The organism is Bacteroides bouchesdurhonensis (genome assembly GCF_900155865.1).
Taxonomy (GTDB): Bacteria; Bacteroidota; Bacteroidia; order Bacteroidales; family Bacteroidaceae; genus Bacteroides; species Bacteroides bouchesdurhonensis.
The window spans coordinates 3,884,735-3,900,130 of sequence record NZ_LT707006.1; the positions used below are offsets into that span (position 1 = coordinate 3,884,735).

12 protein-coding genes and 1 riboswitch are annotated in these 15,396 nt (G+C 43.7%); of the genes, 5 read left to right on the top strand and 7 right to left on the bottom strand.

Going from position 1 to position 15,396, the window contains the following annotated elements:
- Positions 1-4 precede the first annotated feature (4 nt).
- The 7 genes from CZ225_RS16825 to CZ225_RS16860 all read right to left on the bottom strand — a co-directional run bounded on the left by CZ225_RS16825 (position 5) and on the right by CZ225_RS16860 (position 9,493).
- Positions 5-1,105: a YncE family protein gene (locus CZ225_RS16825; RefSeq protein WP_004293828.1), complete on the bottom strand. Its 1,101-nt coding sequence runs from the start codon at positions 1,103-1,105 to the stop codon at positions 5-7.
- A gap of 28 nt (positions 1,106-1,133) precedes the next feature.
- The gene (locus CZ225_RS16830) at positions 1,134-3,224 is read right to left on the bottom strand and encodes a receptor L domain-containing protein (RefSeq protein WP_077154758.1); all 2,091 of its coding nucleotides are present in this window, start codon (positions 3,222-3,224) and stop codon (positions 1,134-1,136) included.
- A 14-nt stretch (positions 3,225-3,238) separates the two neighbouring features.
- Positions 3,239-5,020, bottom strand: a complete 1,782-nt coding sequence (locus CZ225_RS16835) for a PKD-like domain-containing protein (protein WP_077154759.1) — start codon at positions 5,018-5,020, stop codon at positions 3,239-3,241.
- Between the two features lie 64 nt (positions 5,021-5,084).
- Positions 5,085-6,002, bottom strand: coding sequence for a DUF4465 domain-containing protein (locus CZ225_RS16840; RefSeq protein WP_007567599.1), 918 nt, complete (start codon positions 6,000-6,002; stop codon positions 5,085-5,087).
- Positions 6,003-6,157: 155 nt separating this feature from the next.
- Positions 6,158-6,349: riboswitch (cobalamin riboswitch) on the bottom strand.
- A gap of 386 nt (positions 6,350-6,735) precedes the next feature.
- Positions 6,736-7,065, bottom strand: a complete 330-nt coding sequence (locus tag CZ225_RS24725) for a site-specific integrase (RefSeq protein WP_004289226.1) — start codon at positions 7,063-7,065, stop codon at positions 6,736-6,738.
- Positions 7,066-7,111: 46 nt separating this feature from the next.
- Positions 7,112-8,005 carry a phage integrase SAM-like domain-containing protein gene (locus CZ225_RS16850; RefSeq protein WP_077154760.1) on the bottom strand — a complete coding sequence of 298 codons (894 nt, stop codon included), beginning with the start codon at positions 8,003-8,005 and terminating at the stop codon, positions 7,112-7,114.
- Positions 8,006-8,434: 429 nt separating this feature from the next.
- Positions 8,435-9,493 (bottom strand): site-specific integrase, encoded by a 1,059-nt coding sequence (locus tag CZ225_RS16860; protein WP_077154761.1) that lies wholly within the window; start codon positions 9,491-9,493, stop codon positions 8,435-8,437.
- A gap of 471 nt (positions 9,494-9,964) precedes the next feature.
- On the opposite strand from CZ225_RS16860, the gene CZ225_RS16865 reads away from it, so the two are divergent.
- From CZ225_RS16865 to CZ225_RS16885, 5 genes are all read left to right on the top strand, one after another.
- On the top strand, positions 9,965-11,248 hold the full coding sequence (locus CZ225_RS16865; protein WP_004292952.1) for a site-specific integrase: 1,284 nt from the start codon (positions 9,965-9,967) through the stop codon (positions 11,246-11,248).
- Between the two features lie 67 nt (positions 11,249-11,315).
- Positions 11,316-12,614 (top strand): PDDEXK nuclease domain-containing protein, encoded by a 1,299-nt coding sequence (locus CZ225_RS16870; RefSeq protein ID WP_004292951.1) that lies wholly within the window; start codon positions 11,316-11,318, stop codon positions 12,612-12,614.
- Positions 12,615-12,619: 5 nt separating this feature from the next.
- The gene (locus tag CZ225_RS16875; RefSeq protein ID WP_004292950.1) at positions 12,620-13,657 is read left to right on the top strand and encodes a hypothetical protein; all 1,038 of its coding nucleotides are present in this window, start codon (positions 12,620-12,622) and stop codon (positions 13,655-13,657) included.
- 223 nt (positions 13,658-13,880) lie between these two features.
- A complete protein-coding gene (locus CZ225_RS16880) occupies positions 13,881-14,189 on the top strand; it encodes a DUF3853 family protein (RefSeq protein WP_004292949.1) in 309 nt (102 codons plus the stop codon).
- 14 nt (positions 14,190-14,203) lie between these two features.
- Positions 14,204-15,280, top strand: a complete 1,077-nt coding sequence (locus CZ225_RS16885; RefSeq protein WP_004292948.1) for an AAA family ATPase — start codon at positions 14,204-14,206, stop codon at positions 15,278-15,280.
- Positions 15,281-15,396 lie beyond the last annotated feature (116 nt).

A 15,396-nucleotide genomic window follows, 5' to 3' on the forward strand; every position in this document is an offset into this window, starting at 1 on the left:
CTCGTTATTTCCAGCAGAAAGCTCCCGGAATGATTCCCACGTAAAATTCATCGATCAGCTTGCCTTGCGGCGAATAGCGATACACGATACCTTGTTGCTGGTAATCAATAGCGTCGGCCACATATACCTCCCCGTTGTTGGGATTGACCGTAAGGCCGTAGTATTTGGTGTCCCGAAACTCCAGAAAAGGCCGGACGGGAACACGGTCGGCTTCCACCGGCATTCGCCAAATATCGTTGTTGATCCAGTAAAGTGTATCCCGTGTACCGTTGAGCTGGACTTCCGAAGGCCAGTCGCCCAGCTTAAACTTGAACTGTTTCTCTACGGTGAAAGTCTCGGCGTCTATACGATAGAGAGACGGTGCCTCGTAACCGTATGGGCTGCCCTCGTAACCGCCATCCGTGATGGTCCACATCTTGTTGTATTTGTCCATGACCAGCGAAGTAGGTTGTATGCCGATGGTCAGTTCGTCCACGACCTTGTCCGTCTCCGTGTCGATTTTCAGGATGCGGTTCTGGTACGACCAGCAGTTCACATAGACGTACTTGCCGTATTGTACCATTTGTTCGGTGGAACCCGATTCCATGTCCATGTCTGGACATTCGATATAGCCGGTAATCTCGTATGTCTTGGGGTTGATGATGAAGATACGGTAGTCCCATATCTGCGTCACATAGGCTTTCTCATCCGACAGAAAATGGATATACCGGGGTGAGGTGAAACCTGTGATACGGCCCACTTCCTTGAAAGTATTGATGTCGATGGCGAAAATCACATGCGAGTTGTTCACCACGATCCAGCCTATACCGTCCCGGATAACCATAGACTGGGCCACATCGCCCAACTTGAACCCGTTGGCACGGTAAAACACTTCATTCTCCACTTCGCACGTGGCGGGATCGTAGTAGGAAAGCGTGGCATTGCTGTACTGGAAATTCCCCTCGTTGGTAATGAAAAGACCAGAGGCCGATACAGAGAAATCTTCCATCTCTCCGTAATCCCATTTCATGCAACTGCCGAAAACTGGCAGGCAGAAAAGAAAAAGGCAAATCCGTTGTATTGTTCTGCTCATTGTCATTCGGATAAAAAAGAGTACCCGAATCATTACGGGTACTCTGGTTAAGGTATAAGGTTTAATCCTGCTGCGTATATTGTTTGTCCTTCATATTTTGGAAGGTTGGGGTATACCCACATTTCGTCACGCTCCAACTTTCCCCCGTAATCATTCCGTTTTCTATAAACTTGCCGAAGAAAGTGTAGTCGGTAAATTTCGTCAAACCGTCAAAAACAACCCCATGCAAGGTCTCCAACTTCTCCATGGAAAGTGTTTCCTGAGAAAGAGAAGTCGCACTTTTTATCTGTAGCGTACCATCTATAGTCTGTAATTTATCACAAGTAATGCCTGTTGCTTTATTAACGAACAACCCTTCACCTCCTACGTGAAGCAATTCCGGAATATCCAGCGATTTACTTTGTAAAGATATTGCTAACGAACCCTCTCCCTCTTTATAATATACAGGAGAAGCTGAACAACAAACTTTGGATAGTAAGGGCAAGTTACAACTGGTAAAATTTCCAGATAAATAGAACTGTCCTCCCACTTCTTTCAAGACTGGCATTGTGATTGAAGCAAACATGGGTATTTGGATATATCCATATCCATCTATGATTTCCAAGTCGGGAAATTTGGCATTGCTTCGCATTTGGCCTGTCACATTTAGATTTCCATATACATGTTGAATTGTCGATATGGTATAATCGATATTGTTGGTGGTTGGCTTACAAGTGAAGTCTTTGATATTCTTGAACGTGATTTCAGGGAACTTATTATTCGTGAGACTGGTGATGACAAAATTTACATTTGACAAATCTTCGGCTGTTTCAATTTTGGAGAGCTGCACCTTGTTTATAATTTCAATCTGGGGCGCTGTTTCTCCGAAGGTTTCAAATCGGGCGTTCGGCAACAGCAGTGTTCCGCTCACATCTTCAAGATAATCCAGCGTGATGCTTCCAAGTGTGGTGATCTTGCTCCAGTCGGGAAGTTGTTTGAGTGCCGTGAAATTCTTTATCTTTATCTGTCCCTTTATCGTTGTCAGTTTGTCCATTCCACCGAAAGCCTGAAGCACGTCATTTCGTTGGGGAACAAAACTACCGGTAGGAGGAGCTTCCATATTGGCTTCCATAATAATACTTCCGTTTACTGTTTCGATTTCCGGAAGGTTGATGGTTTCCAACATCACGGGGACGGTATGGAAATCAAGGCCACCGGTCTCTTTCAGCTTAAGGAAGTTCATGGAAGTCAGCTTGGCAAGATTGTTTACGGACAAGACCCCTCCGACACTTGTCAGTTCCGGTATTTCCAAAGACGCAATCGAACCGGCTGCTGTGTTCTCTTCATTGAGTCCTTGAAGATTCAGATCCTGACCTACAGTAGTCAGAACCGGAAACTCAAAACTCTGTAACGACGACGCATTGAACATCACGCTTCCTTCAATAGTTGCCAGTTTCTCGAATAGGACATACGTCACTTGGTCGTTATATACCGATATGTCTCCGGAGAGCGTTTCCAATGCTTTCATGGAAATCATGTGAAGTTCCGTAGCTTTCGAGGCGACATCGGTCGAACCTACCTGTAAACCTCCGGCAGAAACGATATTATCCAACCCTGTCAAGTCTGCACCGTTGTAACTGTTACGAATGACAATGTTGCCAGTAACCTCTTTCAAAGATGCCAATGCAGATATGTCAGTGATTTTTTCTGCCTCTTCCGCATCAGAGCCGATAATCAGGTTCCCTTTGACAACGGTTGTTTTGGTTGCGGCAAAAGAAGCTACCTCCTCGGTGGTCTTCAACTCCACATCTCCGTCAGATTCTATCTCGCTTTTCACGACCTTATAGGTATATTCGCGGGCATCTCCGTTATAGGATGTCACCCGGAAGGTTCGTTCGTTATCCCAGTCCGTTACCGTTTCAGGATCAGGTATGATTGTTGCAGAAGTTGTGTACTTGAATTCCACTTCGGCGTTGTTCAGCGATACCGTATAGGGAACGGTTATTGTTACTGTATTGTCCGTAATGTCGGCCGTGTACGATTTCCCGTCCACGGTCATCACGACCGATGTGATGAAATTTTCATCTGCATCTTCAGGTATAATTTCATCGTTTTTGTCACACGCTCCCAAAAAGAACAAGGATAGGAGCATGGGAAGAAAATAAATTTTCATACTTGTAATTTTTATTATTTGGTTAGATCCTCAAAAGAAAATACCTCCGTAGAAACTTCGCCCAGCCAGCCGCTTTTGGCCAGAACACCGCATTGTATTTTGATAAAGTCAATATATTGCAGATTGGCTTCCGTTCCATCGGCATGGATGGCATTGGAAATTTTGAAACCGTTCCTTTGTCCGCTTCCATCCACCGTACTGCCGCCTTCTATCTGGTCGTTTCCGAAATTATCCACGTACCCCCAGTCATAACTCTGATTATCCCAATAACCGGTTTGAGAATCTTGGGTGTTGCGGGCGGCCAGACAAGTGCCTGTCAGGGTATAACTGTTTTCCGAAATCCAAGCCGGATAATAATAGTCTTGTGTATGATAAGCGGACAGATAGTCTACCCAGCCATTTCTACCGTCGGAACTGATCCATTGGACATCCATTTTTTTGCCTTCCGGACGGTAATAGGTCACTTCAAAATTCTGTATTGTTTCTTCCTTGCCTGCTTCAGATCCTTTCAGTTCGTACCACTCGTCATCCGGCAATCCGTTTCCGTTTATATCTTGCATGACCCATACGATACCCGGTTCGGAACTGCCGTCAAAGGCGTTCCCCTGAACACAGAAATCATATTGGTTACCCGAATTGGGAATACTGTGGTCGAAGCCGACGATGATATAACCCCCGAAAGAACCTAAAGAGACGTGCAGTTTGTCTTTCAAACGCTGTGTTGCCCATGCGACAGCCGCTTCAGGGGATGTTTCGTTGCCGGTCATACCGCCTATCGTGCTCGTCTCGTTGATAAATTGGCCGGGAGCTGGGGTATATTCATAGACTTTATTCCAGAGCTTGGAACTTCCCGAAGCCCGGAAGCCGTCTTGTTCCTTTTTGTCCACACAAACGACTTTTACGGTGGCAGTGACAGCCGTTTTCCCTTTGTCGATATTCCTGTTTATTTTTTCCGTCGGTGTGTCTTCCGACACAGTACAGGAGACGGTGTATTCTCCGGGTGCGGACGGCGTGAACTTGAACATGCGTTCCACTTCTCCTTCCATGACCTGACCGTCCACACTCCACTCAAAACGGGGATTGTCGAAATACTCCAACAACGGACGCAGGAAAACAGGACGGTCGGCAAAAGTGTACCTGTCCGTGGATGTTTGCAGGTAAGACGGGGTCGGGAATTTGACAACGTAGGGCATCGTTTCCACGACCTCTACGCTTACGTCTTTCGTTGTTGTCCCATCTATATTGGAAGCGTTGATTGTCACCGTATAAACACCGAGTTCTTTTTCATTGAAAGTATAAGTATTCTCGGTGGAAACGATTTTTCCTTCCCGTACCCATTCGATTTTGAACCCTTCGACATCCGAATGCTGAATATCGGGAGTAAATGTGTAATCGGTATTCCGGACGACTTTTAGCCCCTGCGAAGGTAGTGCCAGTGAGATGACCGGAGGGGTGAGTTCTTTCACTTCTACTTTCAGTTCCTCTTCGGCATAGCCTTCCGCATTGTCTACTCTTAGTTTGACATAAAAATCCCCGCATTCATTCCATGTACGTTGAAGAGACGGACCCGAAGAAACCAGCGTACCGTCTATCGTCCAAGCAAAAAGAGCATCTTCAACATTCTGGTATGTCGGGGCGATAGTCAATTCGTGATCGACCTTGACCGTGTAAATACCGGTCTCGCTGTCAAGTTCTATTATAGGTTGTCCTCCTACTTCTTCGGTAATGACTTCATCCTTGTTGCAGGAGGTGAACAGCATACAGGCAGAAATAATAAAATAGTGAAAACGATGCATGATGTGTGGATTTTAGAAAAATAACAGGGATACCCCCGACAGAAGGGATATCCTTGTATTCTTTTTATTGTATGGTGATATCATCAATACAGATATAAGCTGGAGTATTCAAACCGTATGCTCCCGAATCCGAACCCTCGAAGTTGAATTTCACACTTTGCACCCCTTCGGCATTGATTTCCCAATAATCCCATGTCGTGATAGGATCAACCTGTTGTTGGCCGTTACGATAATCGGCTAAAAGACGTTTGTAAGTGCGGATCAGACCGCCATTCGCATCATAACATTCCAGATTCACTTGGAAATACCCTTTCATCTCTTTCAGAGGAGTCGCTACCCCCGTAGAACCGAACTGATTACCATAAGTAATGACACCATAAGTGTATGAGGTGTTGCAGATCCACAGGCCGACCAATTTCCGGGGAACATTGAAATAAAATTCTGGTTTAGCCATCCATGCCTGATTGTAAGCATCCACATATCCGTAAACGACACCGAAATTGGAACCGCTGTGCCCGGCTTCCTTATTCTGTCCTTCCGCTTCCACCGCAGTGTTATAGACAGAACATTGGTTTAGATAAGAATACCACCAGTCTCCGGTATTTCCCGACTGATTGGAGCGGATGTTCCAGTTGGAAAGTGCGATGCCGCCGCTGGAATACTCTGTGCTTCCACCTACAGTATTAAACATTGAAAGGAAGAGATATTCTTCCGGAGTATTGTCGTAAATGGTGGTTACTTGAGGATACCCTTGGTACGAATAAAGATTTTCTCCGGCCGAGGTAGGTCCTGCTAACATGCCGGGATCGAAATCATCGAAAGTGATAGTTAAAGTACCGTCCGGATTTGTCACAGCACGGGTTTGCGAAGTTCCGGAATCAACCGGGTCCATCAAAAAGTCATCGTCCGAACTACAGCCAGAGAACAAGGCGGTTGCGGTAAATAGACAGGCACCTGCCAGAAAGCGTAATTTTCTTTTCATAGGTCACTCATTTTAATGTAAAACATATTATTAACAAACACAAAAAATTCCCGTTCGTGCGGACTTACACGAACGGGAATATGTCTGTCTTCAAATATTGAATGGCCGATGAGCTATTCCTTATTTGATTACGACCCGTATATCCCGCAGGTGTAAATCTCATTCCGGTCATGGCAGGTCTTCTGACTCGTCCCGGTCATCGTGCCTTCCCGGTATTACACCAGTGGCAAAAGTTCGATGTCCGTTTTTGTGGACTCACAGCAGCGGGTACTGTCCCGGATTTTCACCGGGTTCCCTTTTCATTCGGAAGGCGTAAACCTCCCGAAACCATTTCCCGACTGCAAAATTATCTATATTACATATCAATTCCAAATAATTCATAATATTTATAATAAAACACACAAAGCATGACAACCGTACTGTTTTAATTAGAGCATTCAAGTTTACGACAAACGAAGACGGTAATTATCATACACAATATCCATAAACCAACAAAACAGCTTGCCATTTTCCATAACAATGCGTTCTGGAATAGATAACTGTTAGCTGCAATTATGCAAGCAAAAAAAGCAGACAGAATAATGACTATTAATATCATGCACCAGAAATTAATCCTATAAATTTATGGAAAACAAGTAAGGGAATGGAAGTTCCGTTGCCGCATGGATGCAGGTGAAGGACCTTCTCTTTTAACGTTGGATACGCCAATGCACGCCAACGGAAGACTCTGATATTATCTGTTTGGAAAGGATATAGGATGTGCGTTACTTTGTCGCATATTCAGAATCTTAAAAAGAATTTTAGTATGGAACTGACAATTATTGAAACAAGCGCGTATTAGGAGTTGAGAAAGCTGGTCAGCACGCTGGTCGTACAGATGGGCGACTTCCAGAAAAAGATTGCCCCGCCTGCGCCGGACAAGTGAATGGATGCGCAGGACGTATGTGATGGACTTATGCCCAAACACTTTCTGAAGAGTTTCCAGCAGCATCCCCTTGAGTATGGCCAGAACGGCAAATGCGTGGCGTCCGATGTGCGGGGTGACCTCGCCCCGGAGTTGCATTTCCTGCCTATGATTCCAAGACTGAGCCGCATGGCATTGTATTCACCTACCGGAAAGACACATTCGGGGAGTCTTTCTTTTCATCCGTACCCCTATATTTTTCAATCAGTTCGATAGCAATGGGCAATAATTTTACGACATACGCCACTCCCGTTTTTATACGGTTGCCCATCAGCCATGTACCGCCGTCGGAGTCGGTATGGATATTATCGTATGTTATGGCTTTCAAGTCCACATAGGAAAGACCGGTGAAGCACATGAACAGGAACATGTCGCGCATGGCACGCTGGCGTTTGTATCTCGGTTCTATATGGATTATCCTTTGCAGTTCCTCTTCGGAAAGGAAAGAACGCCTCTTGTATTCGGGCATACACTCGAATGATGCGAACGGATGAACCCGTATACAGCCTTTTTCCTGCGCGATATACATCAGCCACTTCAAGGTATTGACACGCCCGAAGACAGTGGAGTTTGCCAAAGCGCATGTACCGAGCATCCAGTTGTAGTAATCCTCGATGAATGATTTCTCAAGTTCTTCGATGACAATATCCTCTGCATTCTTCTTGCTTTTCATGAAAAGCAGGAGACTCTTGTAATCGGCAACCAGACCGCAGTAGGTGCTTTCGGCTTTCTCTATGCCGATTTTCTTTTTATACGGTTCCAGCTGTTCCCTGAAAAGGTTCATAAGGGTGTGGCATTCCTCTGAGAAGCCGACATAGCGGTTATAGACTTTCTTGGCTGTAACAAAACTGTCGTGGTCGCAGATGTACTGGTAGTGCCTGGTGATTTGCGCCTTGATATTGTCAAGCTCCTGATTGAGTGTACGGGCCTCCTCGGACTTGCCTTTGGCCCGGTTGGTTTTGACGTCCCACAAAGCGAGGGACACTTCTTTCTTACAACTGAAACCGGCTTGGGTTCCATTGATGGTGATACGGCCCATAATCGGTGTCTTTCCGTTTTTTACAGACTGTTTATTCTCAAAACACTTAGCTATACATGGTCTGCGATAAGCTAAGAGAGATTCCCCTTACACAAAAGCATGGCATCTCCTTGTCGTATCTCGCCTTTATACTTTTATGTATAGTAGTCTACCGGATCGAATGAACAAGACCTATCCCATACATAAACCAATTTAGACTGCTATGTTATTTTTGAGGAAGAAGATGGAATGAGACCAGATACCCTCTTTAAGGCTGACTGTAAGTCGATTAAATGTAGAAAAAGATTGCTTTTGTCACAAGTAAAGTGTATATTTGCATTGAAAGAATCGTTCTTTGACAGAGGCAAAAGAAAACAGAATATTGTAATTCGCTCGTTTCTAAATCGTTACCTGATATTAATTAAACAGAAATAACTGTTTAATTTTCAATTAGATAGAGATTGTATGATGTTTCGCAAGGTGGTAGCTGAGACGTTTCTTGATTCCACAAAGGTCAGCAATCTCTTTGAGATAAGCATTGATCTTTTGATTTGACAGGACTGGAAGCAGCCTGTTGTCTTTAGTCTTTCCTTTATACTTGTCAAGAATCATTTGAGGTATCTCCAACAAAGGGATATTACTCTGCACATTGGTCTTCTGACGGTTGATGATAATCCACGGACGGTTATCAAGGGTGATGATATTTTCCTGCGTCAGGTGAGCCACGTCGATGTAGGCAAGCCCACAGAAACAGGAAAAGATAAAAACGTCCCTCACCATTTCAAGCCGAGGTATCTCAAAATCTTTCTGCATGATGCGCTGTATTTCTTCATCCGTAAGAAAACCCCGATCCACCGGTTCCAGGTGAAAGTGGTGGTTCAAGAAAGGGTCGTGCGTCATCACACCGCACTTCTGGGCAAAGATAACTACGGTCTTGAAGAATTTGAGCGTCTTGGTAGCCGAATTTGACTTCAGGGAAACCACTGTCTTCAGGTATATTTCAAAATCATGGATAATCAGATGCGTCAGTTCACCCGGCATGAGATCCTTTCTGCCGTATTTGGCATGGAGGAAATTCACAAAATGGCTTCGGGCTGCCGAATATTTGTGATACAAGGCTATGCTTTTACCTGCACCAACCTGTGCTTTGATGTCCTCCAGATACTTGTCATAGAACTCCACAAACGTAGTCTTGACCTTATTCTTGCCCAAAAAGATACTTTTGATTTTGTCAAGGGTCAGGTCTTCGTCAAATTCATGCTTCTTGAAAATCATCTGCAGCGAATTTGAGATGTTGTCCAGCTGAGCATTCAGATTCAAGGATTCGCTTCCACGCCCCTTTACCCGGTTGGTGGAATTGTTCCATAGCTTCTTGTCAATGTAGATACCGGAAGAACCGACATTCAGCATTTCACCATTCAGGAAAATCCGGATCATCAAGGGAGACTTTCCCTGCTTGTTTTCGTAGTTTGAACGTACATAGTACGACACTTTAAAAATCATTCTCATAACGACTCAAATTTAATGTAGCACCATGGCTACAAAGTTCTACATAATCAGTTATGAATCAATGATTTTATAGGCTTCAAAATGGGCTTCATTTTTCGGTCACTGCTACATTTTTTTGAGGGGTCTTCAAAGTGTAGCAGTAAATGTAGCAAATAATGACCGAACTTTGAAGGCTAAACCCTACATTCAGGCCTTCACCTTGTTGGGGCGCAAAAATAAAAAAGCACCGTAATCAGCTGATATACGATGCTTTGAATGACTTTTTGAAGGCTTTTGTGAAGTCCTTCGTTTTTGTTTCAGCGGAGAGACAGGCTCTCGAACCTATGCTTTCAAGAAATATCATAAAATTGCAAATCACTGATAATCATATACTATCTAAAGCGCAGAGTAAATCTAAATCTTTCTGAATATCTTTTGCTATTCCAAATATTGGGTGTATATTTGGGTGTAGAATTTCAAACGCACCCAATTATGAATATCAAACGTAACATCATTTTTGCATTGGAAAGCCGGAAAAAGAACGGTGTGCCAATCGTAGAGAACGTACCCATCCGTATGCGTGTCATATACGCAAGCCAACGCATCGAGTTTACAACAGGCTACCGGATTGACGTAGCCAAATGGGATGCCGACAAACAACGGGTAAAGAACGGATGCACCAACAAACTAAAACAAAGCGCATCCGAAATCAATGCGGACTTGCTGAAATATTATGCCGAGATTCAAAACGTGTTCAAGGAGTTTGAGGTACAGGAAACCATACCGACCACCCAACAGCTAAAGGATGCGTTCAACCTGCGGATGAAAGACACCAGCGAAGAGCAGCAGGAAGAAACACAAATAAGTTTTTGGGAAGTATTCGATGAGTTTGTAAAGGAGTGTGGCAATCAGAATAACTGGACGGCATCCACCTACGAGAAATTCTCAGCAGTGAAAAACCACCTCAAAGAGTTCAAGGAAGATGTAACCTTTGAATACTTCAACGAGTTCGGCTTGAACGAGTATGTAAATTTCCTGCGTGACAAAAAGGATATGAGGAACAGCACCATCGGCAAACAGATGGGATTCCTCAAATGGTTTCTGCGCTGGAGCTTCAAGAAAGGGCATCATCAGAATATTGCATACGACACTTTCAAGCCCAAATTGAAAACCACCTCTAAAAAGGTGATATTCCTGACTTGGGACGAATTGAACAGGCTGAAAGATTATCGGATACCGAAAGACAAACAATATCTGGAACGTGTCAGGGATGTTTTTCTGTTCTGTTGCTTCACAAGCCTGCGATATTCAGATGTTCGTAATCTGAAAAGAAGCGATGTGAAACCCGACCACATCGAAGTTACCACAGTCAAAACGGCAGACAGCCTGATAATTGAACTGAACGACCACAGTAAAACCATACTCGAAAAATACAAGGAAGTCCATTTTGAAAACCACATGGCACTGCCTGTTATCAGCAATCAGAAGATGAATGATTATCTGAAAGAACTGGGGGAACTGGCTGAAATCAACGAGCCTGTACGGGAAACATATTATAAAGGAAATGAACGTATAGATGAAGTCACCCCGAAATACGCATTATTAACCACCCATGCAGGAAGAAGAACATTCATCTGTAATGCGCTGGCTCTCGGTATTCCGGCACAAGTCGTGATGAAATGGACGGGGCACAGTGACTATAAAGCCATGAAACCCTATATTGACATAGCGGATGATATTAAGGCAAATGCCATGAACAAGTTTAACCAACTATAAAAGTATCAATCAGTTTCATAGATTATCAGCTATTTGAATTATATTTGCGACAACAATAAACATTAGAATGGAAAATAACAGAGAATATCATATAGGAAGAACGGACTTTGACGCATTTGTTCATGCCGTCGGTTCGGAAATAGAACAGGCGCAAGTCCGGCTGATTGCCGCAGCCAATGCGCAAATGCTGTTCCATTACTGGAAAATGGGCAACTATATCCTGTATCATCAGAACTTGCAAGGCTGGGGAAGCAAAATCATCAAGCAACTGGCAAAGGCTATCCGGTTCAATTACCCCGAAAAGAAAGGTTATTCGGAGCGTAACCTTACTTATATGTGCCAATTTGCACGGTCATATCCGTTGAACGTGCTACGAAGTTTCATTGATACAGACACAAGGCTGTCTGTTCCAAGCATACAGAATGTTACAGATGAAGTATTGAAACTGAACAACGGACAATTTACGCAGGAACTTACTGCGCAAATACAATCCGCTGATTGTCAATCTTTAGAAATTACGCAGGAAGTTCCTGCGCAAATTCAGGATGTGGAGAAAACAGTTTCTGCCATTTACAGGATGGAGATTAGGGAAATAGAAAAAGTTTTCCTGAAATCCCCTGTTGCCAAAATAAACTGGGCAAGCCAAATGGTCATACTTAACGGTTCGTTACCGTTAGGCATAGGATATTGGTATATGAAACAGGCTGTAGAAATGGGCTGGAGTAGCAATGTGCTGAAAATGCAAATTGAAAACAACCTATATAACAGACAAATCAACAACAACAAGGTAAACAATTTCACAGCCACACTTCCAGCACCACAAAGCGACCTTGCCAATTACCTATTGAAAGACCCGTACATCTTCGATTTGGCTGGAGCGAAAGAAAAGGCAGACGAAAGGGACATAGAAGAGCAGCTGGTAAAGCACGTTACCCGTTATTTGTTGGAAATGGGCAATGGTTTTGCCTTTGTCGCCCGGCAGAAGCATTTTCAAATAGGTAACAGTGATTTCTTTGCCGACTTGATTCTATATTCTATTCCGCTACACGCATACATTGTTGTAGAACTGAAAGCTACTCCATTCAAACCGGAGTATGCAGGGCAACTGAATTTCTACATCAATGTGGTGGATGACAAACTGAGGGGAAAAAATGACAACAAGACTATCGGGCTGTTGCTGTGCAAAGGAAAAGATGAGGTGGTAGCACAATACGCATTGACAGGCTACGACCAACCGATAGGCATCAGCGATTATCAACTGAGCAAGGCTATACCCGAAAACTTGAAATCAGCTTTGCCAAGTGTGGAAGAGGTGGAAGAAGAACTGGCATCTTTCCTTGACAAGGACAATAATCCCCAAAATTGAAGTCTATGGCAGGAGAAATAAACAAACTGATTCCCCAATATGGAGAACTCAATAGAATATATAATGATTGGGTAACCAATTATGCTTTTTCTTTTGACAAGCAGAAATTCATCACCGACTTTTACAGGCAGCACAATGATACAAAGGCTTTTGAAGCCGCTATCCTTGAACTGGTACTTGACAAGCAGAAAGAACAATACACATTGATTCTCAATAGTCTGAAAATCGAAATAGAAAAAAATATACGGGCTTATGAAACAAAACCGCTGAATGATGACGTCATAAAGCGTGTGTGTTTTCACTACGCAGACAGGCATAATTCTGCAATTAAAGACCAGTTGGAGATTACCACCAAGTTGCACGAGCCTTTGAATGACGCATACCACAGATATGATTTCATTGGTTTTCGGGAGCATACGGACGAAGAAGAAATACAGGCAGAAAAGGAATATGAACGCTGCAAGGCTGAATACGACAAGGAAAAGAAAGAATTGGATAAACTTTATGAACTGCAAAAGCAAGACAGGAAAGAGGCTTTTCAATATATAGAAAACCTTTCCGGCAATGTTTACCGCCTAAGTCTTCTTTTTATGGAAGTCCTAAAAAAGTACCTTCCTAATGATAGGGAAGAAAAACAGCAGGATGAACCAGTCAAGCAAAACGAACAAGAAGAAGTACAGAATAGCCCGGAGGGACAACATGAATATTTTGACATGAAGCAGCTTTCGCCCATTCATGAAACCTGTGTCGGGGAACAGTTCGAAGCCATTACCATAGCGGATTTCTATGCCAATATAAACCTGTACCCCTGCAAGAATAAACTAAAAATCAAGGCAAGGGAAAAGATACGGGTGTGTTACCTGATATTCCTGATGAGCGAGAAACTATCCAAGCAATACAGGGATGAATGGAGAAGCCAAATATTAAAATTGTTGGATATTGACGAGAGCTATTACAGGTCGAAATACAAAGAACCTGTTTCCGATTTTCCGAGTGACAGCAACCAGAAATTCGCAAAGGAAATGGAAAGCATATTCGGATAATTCGTGATATAACCTGACATTCTACGAAATTACCACTTTTACCACTCAAATTAATTTTTGAGTGGTATTTTTATTGTCTGATATTTAATGAGATAGCGCAGTATCCCATTTGTATTATCCACATCCTTACCACTTACAGCCATACCTAATTTTGCATCGTTCGAGAACAGAAATAACAGCCAGTGCGCAGGGCTGATTGTTTAACGACTAAATAGATTGGACGATGACAAATCTTCAAGAGTTATTATTAAAACCCGTCTGGCAGATGACAGGCGAAGAGTTCATATTTCTAAGCAAGTACGCTTCCAACCAAACGGAAGCGCAGCCACAGCCCGTTACGGACACAGAAAGAAAGTATGTGTACGGAATACTTGGCATTGCCAAATTGTTCGGGTGCAGTCTGCCTACCGCCAACCGTATAAAGAAAAGCGGAAAGATAGACAAAGCCATTACGCAAATAGGGCGCAAGATTATCGTGGATGCGGAACTTGCCCTTGAACTGGCTGGAAAGAAAACCGGAGGACGAAAATAACGGGAGGTGTACTTATGGATTATATGAAAGATATAAAAGAAATATCGGCGGAAGAAGCCGTAATCCTTTGGCAAGCCTCACGCCTGAGCCTGTCGAAAATCTATGAGAAAGCACCTGAGATTCTAAAAGTGCAAGGTTCGGTCATTGGTACACTGGGTAATTTCAGTGCATCAATCGGCAAAGCCAAAAGCAAAAAGACTTTCAATGTGTCGGCTATCGTGGCGGCAGCATTGAAGAATGGTACAGTGCTAAGATATGTGGCGGAACTACCCGAAGAGAAACGGAAAATCCTGTATGTGGACACGGAACAAAGTCCTTATCATTGTCTGAAAGTCATGAAACGTATTTTACGGATGGCTGGGCTTCCAGATGACAGGGACAATGAGCATCTGGAATTTCTTGCTTTGAGGAAATACACGCCCGAACAGCGTATCAGGATTGTAGAGCAGGCTATTTACAATACGCCTGACATAGGGCTTGTAATCATAGACGGCATCCGTGACATGGTATATGACATCAACAGCCCCGGTGAATCGACACGCATCATATCAAAGCTGATGCAGTGGACGGACGACAGGCAGATACATATCCACACGATACTCCACCAAAACAAGGGCGATGAGAACGCAAGGGGGCATATCGGTACGGAACTGAACAACAAGGCTGAAACTGTCCTTCTTGTGGAAAAGGACAAGAGCAATGGAGATATAAGCAATGTTTCAGCCATGCACATACGGGCAATGGACTTCGAGCCTTTTTCATTTCGCATCAATGACAATGCCATACCTGAACTGTTGGAGGGTTACAAGCCCGAAACCAAGAAACCGGGAAGACCGGAAGAGGAAAAGTTCGACCCTTACAGGCATATCACCGAACAGCAGCACCGCATCGCATTGGAAGCAGTTTTCGGGCTGAAAGAGGAATATGGCTACAAGGAACTGGAGGACACCTTAATTAAGACTTATGTGTCTGTGGGGGTAAAGTTGAACCACAAAAAGGCGGTATCGCTCATCACCATGCTTCGGAACAAACGAATGATAGTGCAGGAGAACGGCAGAAAGTACACGTTCATGCCCGACTTCCACTATTAGCCCACACCTTGCAATCGCTTCACTTTATTCCGGGGGTCTATATATTAGGGATAAAGCGAAGTGGTTGCGAAATGTGGCAAAACCGCTTCACTTTATTACCGTACTCTATATATACG

Excerpts from the sequence above, each read along its gene's own strand:
- CZ225_RS16825 (WP_004293828.1), bottom strand. The coding sequence starts at position 1,105 with ATGATTCGGGTACTCTTTTTTATCCGAATGACAATGAGCAGAACAATA.
- CZ225_RS16830 (WP_077154758.1), bottom strand. The coding sequence starts at position 3,224 with ATGAAAATTTATTTTCTTCCCATGCTCCTATCCTTGTTCTTTTTGGGA.
- CZ225_RS16835 (WP_077154759.1), bottom strand. The coding sequence starts at position 5,020 with ATGCATCGTTTTCACTATTTTATTATTTCTGCCTGTATGCTGTTCACC.
- CZ225_RS16840 (WP_007567599.1), bottom strand. The coding sequence starts at position 6,002 with ATGAAAAGAAAATTACGCTTTCTGGCAGGTGCCTGTCTATTTACCGCA.
- CZ225_RS24725 (WP_004289226.1), bottom strand. The coding sequence starts at position 7,065 with ATGCAACTCCGGGGCGAGGTCACCCCGCACATCGGACGCCACGCATTT.
- CZ225_RS16850 (WP_077154760.1), bottom strand. The coding sequence starts at position 8,005 with ATGGGCCGTATCACCATCAATGGAACCCAAGCCGGTTTCAGTTGTAAG.
- CZ225_RS16860 (WP_077154761.1), bottom strand. The coding sequence starts at position 9,493 with ATGAGAATGATTTTTAAAGTGTCGTACTATGTACGTTCAAACTACGAA.
- CZ225_RS16865 (WP_004292952.1), top strand. The coding sequence starts at position 9,965 with ATGAATATCAAACGTAACATCATTTTTGCATTGGAAAGCCGGAAAAAG.
- CZ225_RS16870 (WP_004292951.1), top strand. The coding sequence starts at position 11,316 with ATGGAAAATAACAGAGAATATCATATAGGAAGAACGGACTTTGACGCA.
- CZ225_RS16875 (WP_004292950.1), top strand. The coding sequence starts at position 12,620 with ATGGCAGGAGAAATAAACAAACTGATTCCCCAATATGGAGAACTCAAT.
- CZ225_RS16880 (WP_004292949.1), top strand. The coding sequence starts at position 13,881 with ATGACAAATCTTCAAGAGTTATTATTAAAACCCGTCTGGCAGATGACA.
- CZ225_RS16885 (WP_004292948.1), top strand. The coding sequence starts at position 14,204 with ATGGATTATATGAAAGATATAAAAGAAATATCGGCGGAAGAAGCCGTA.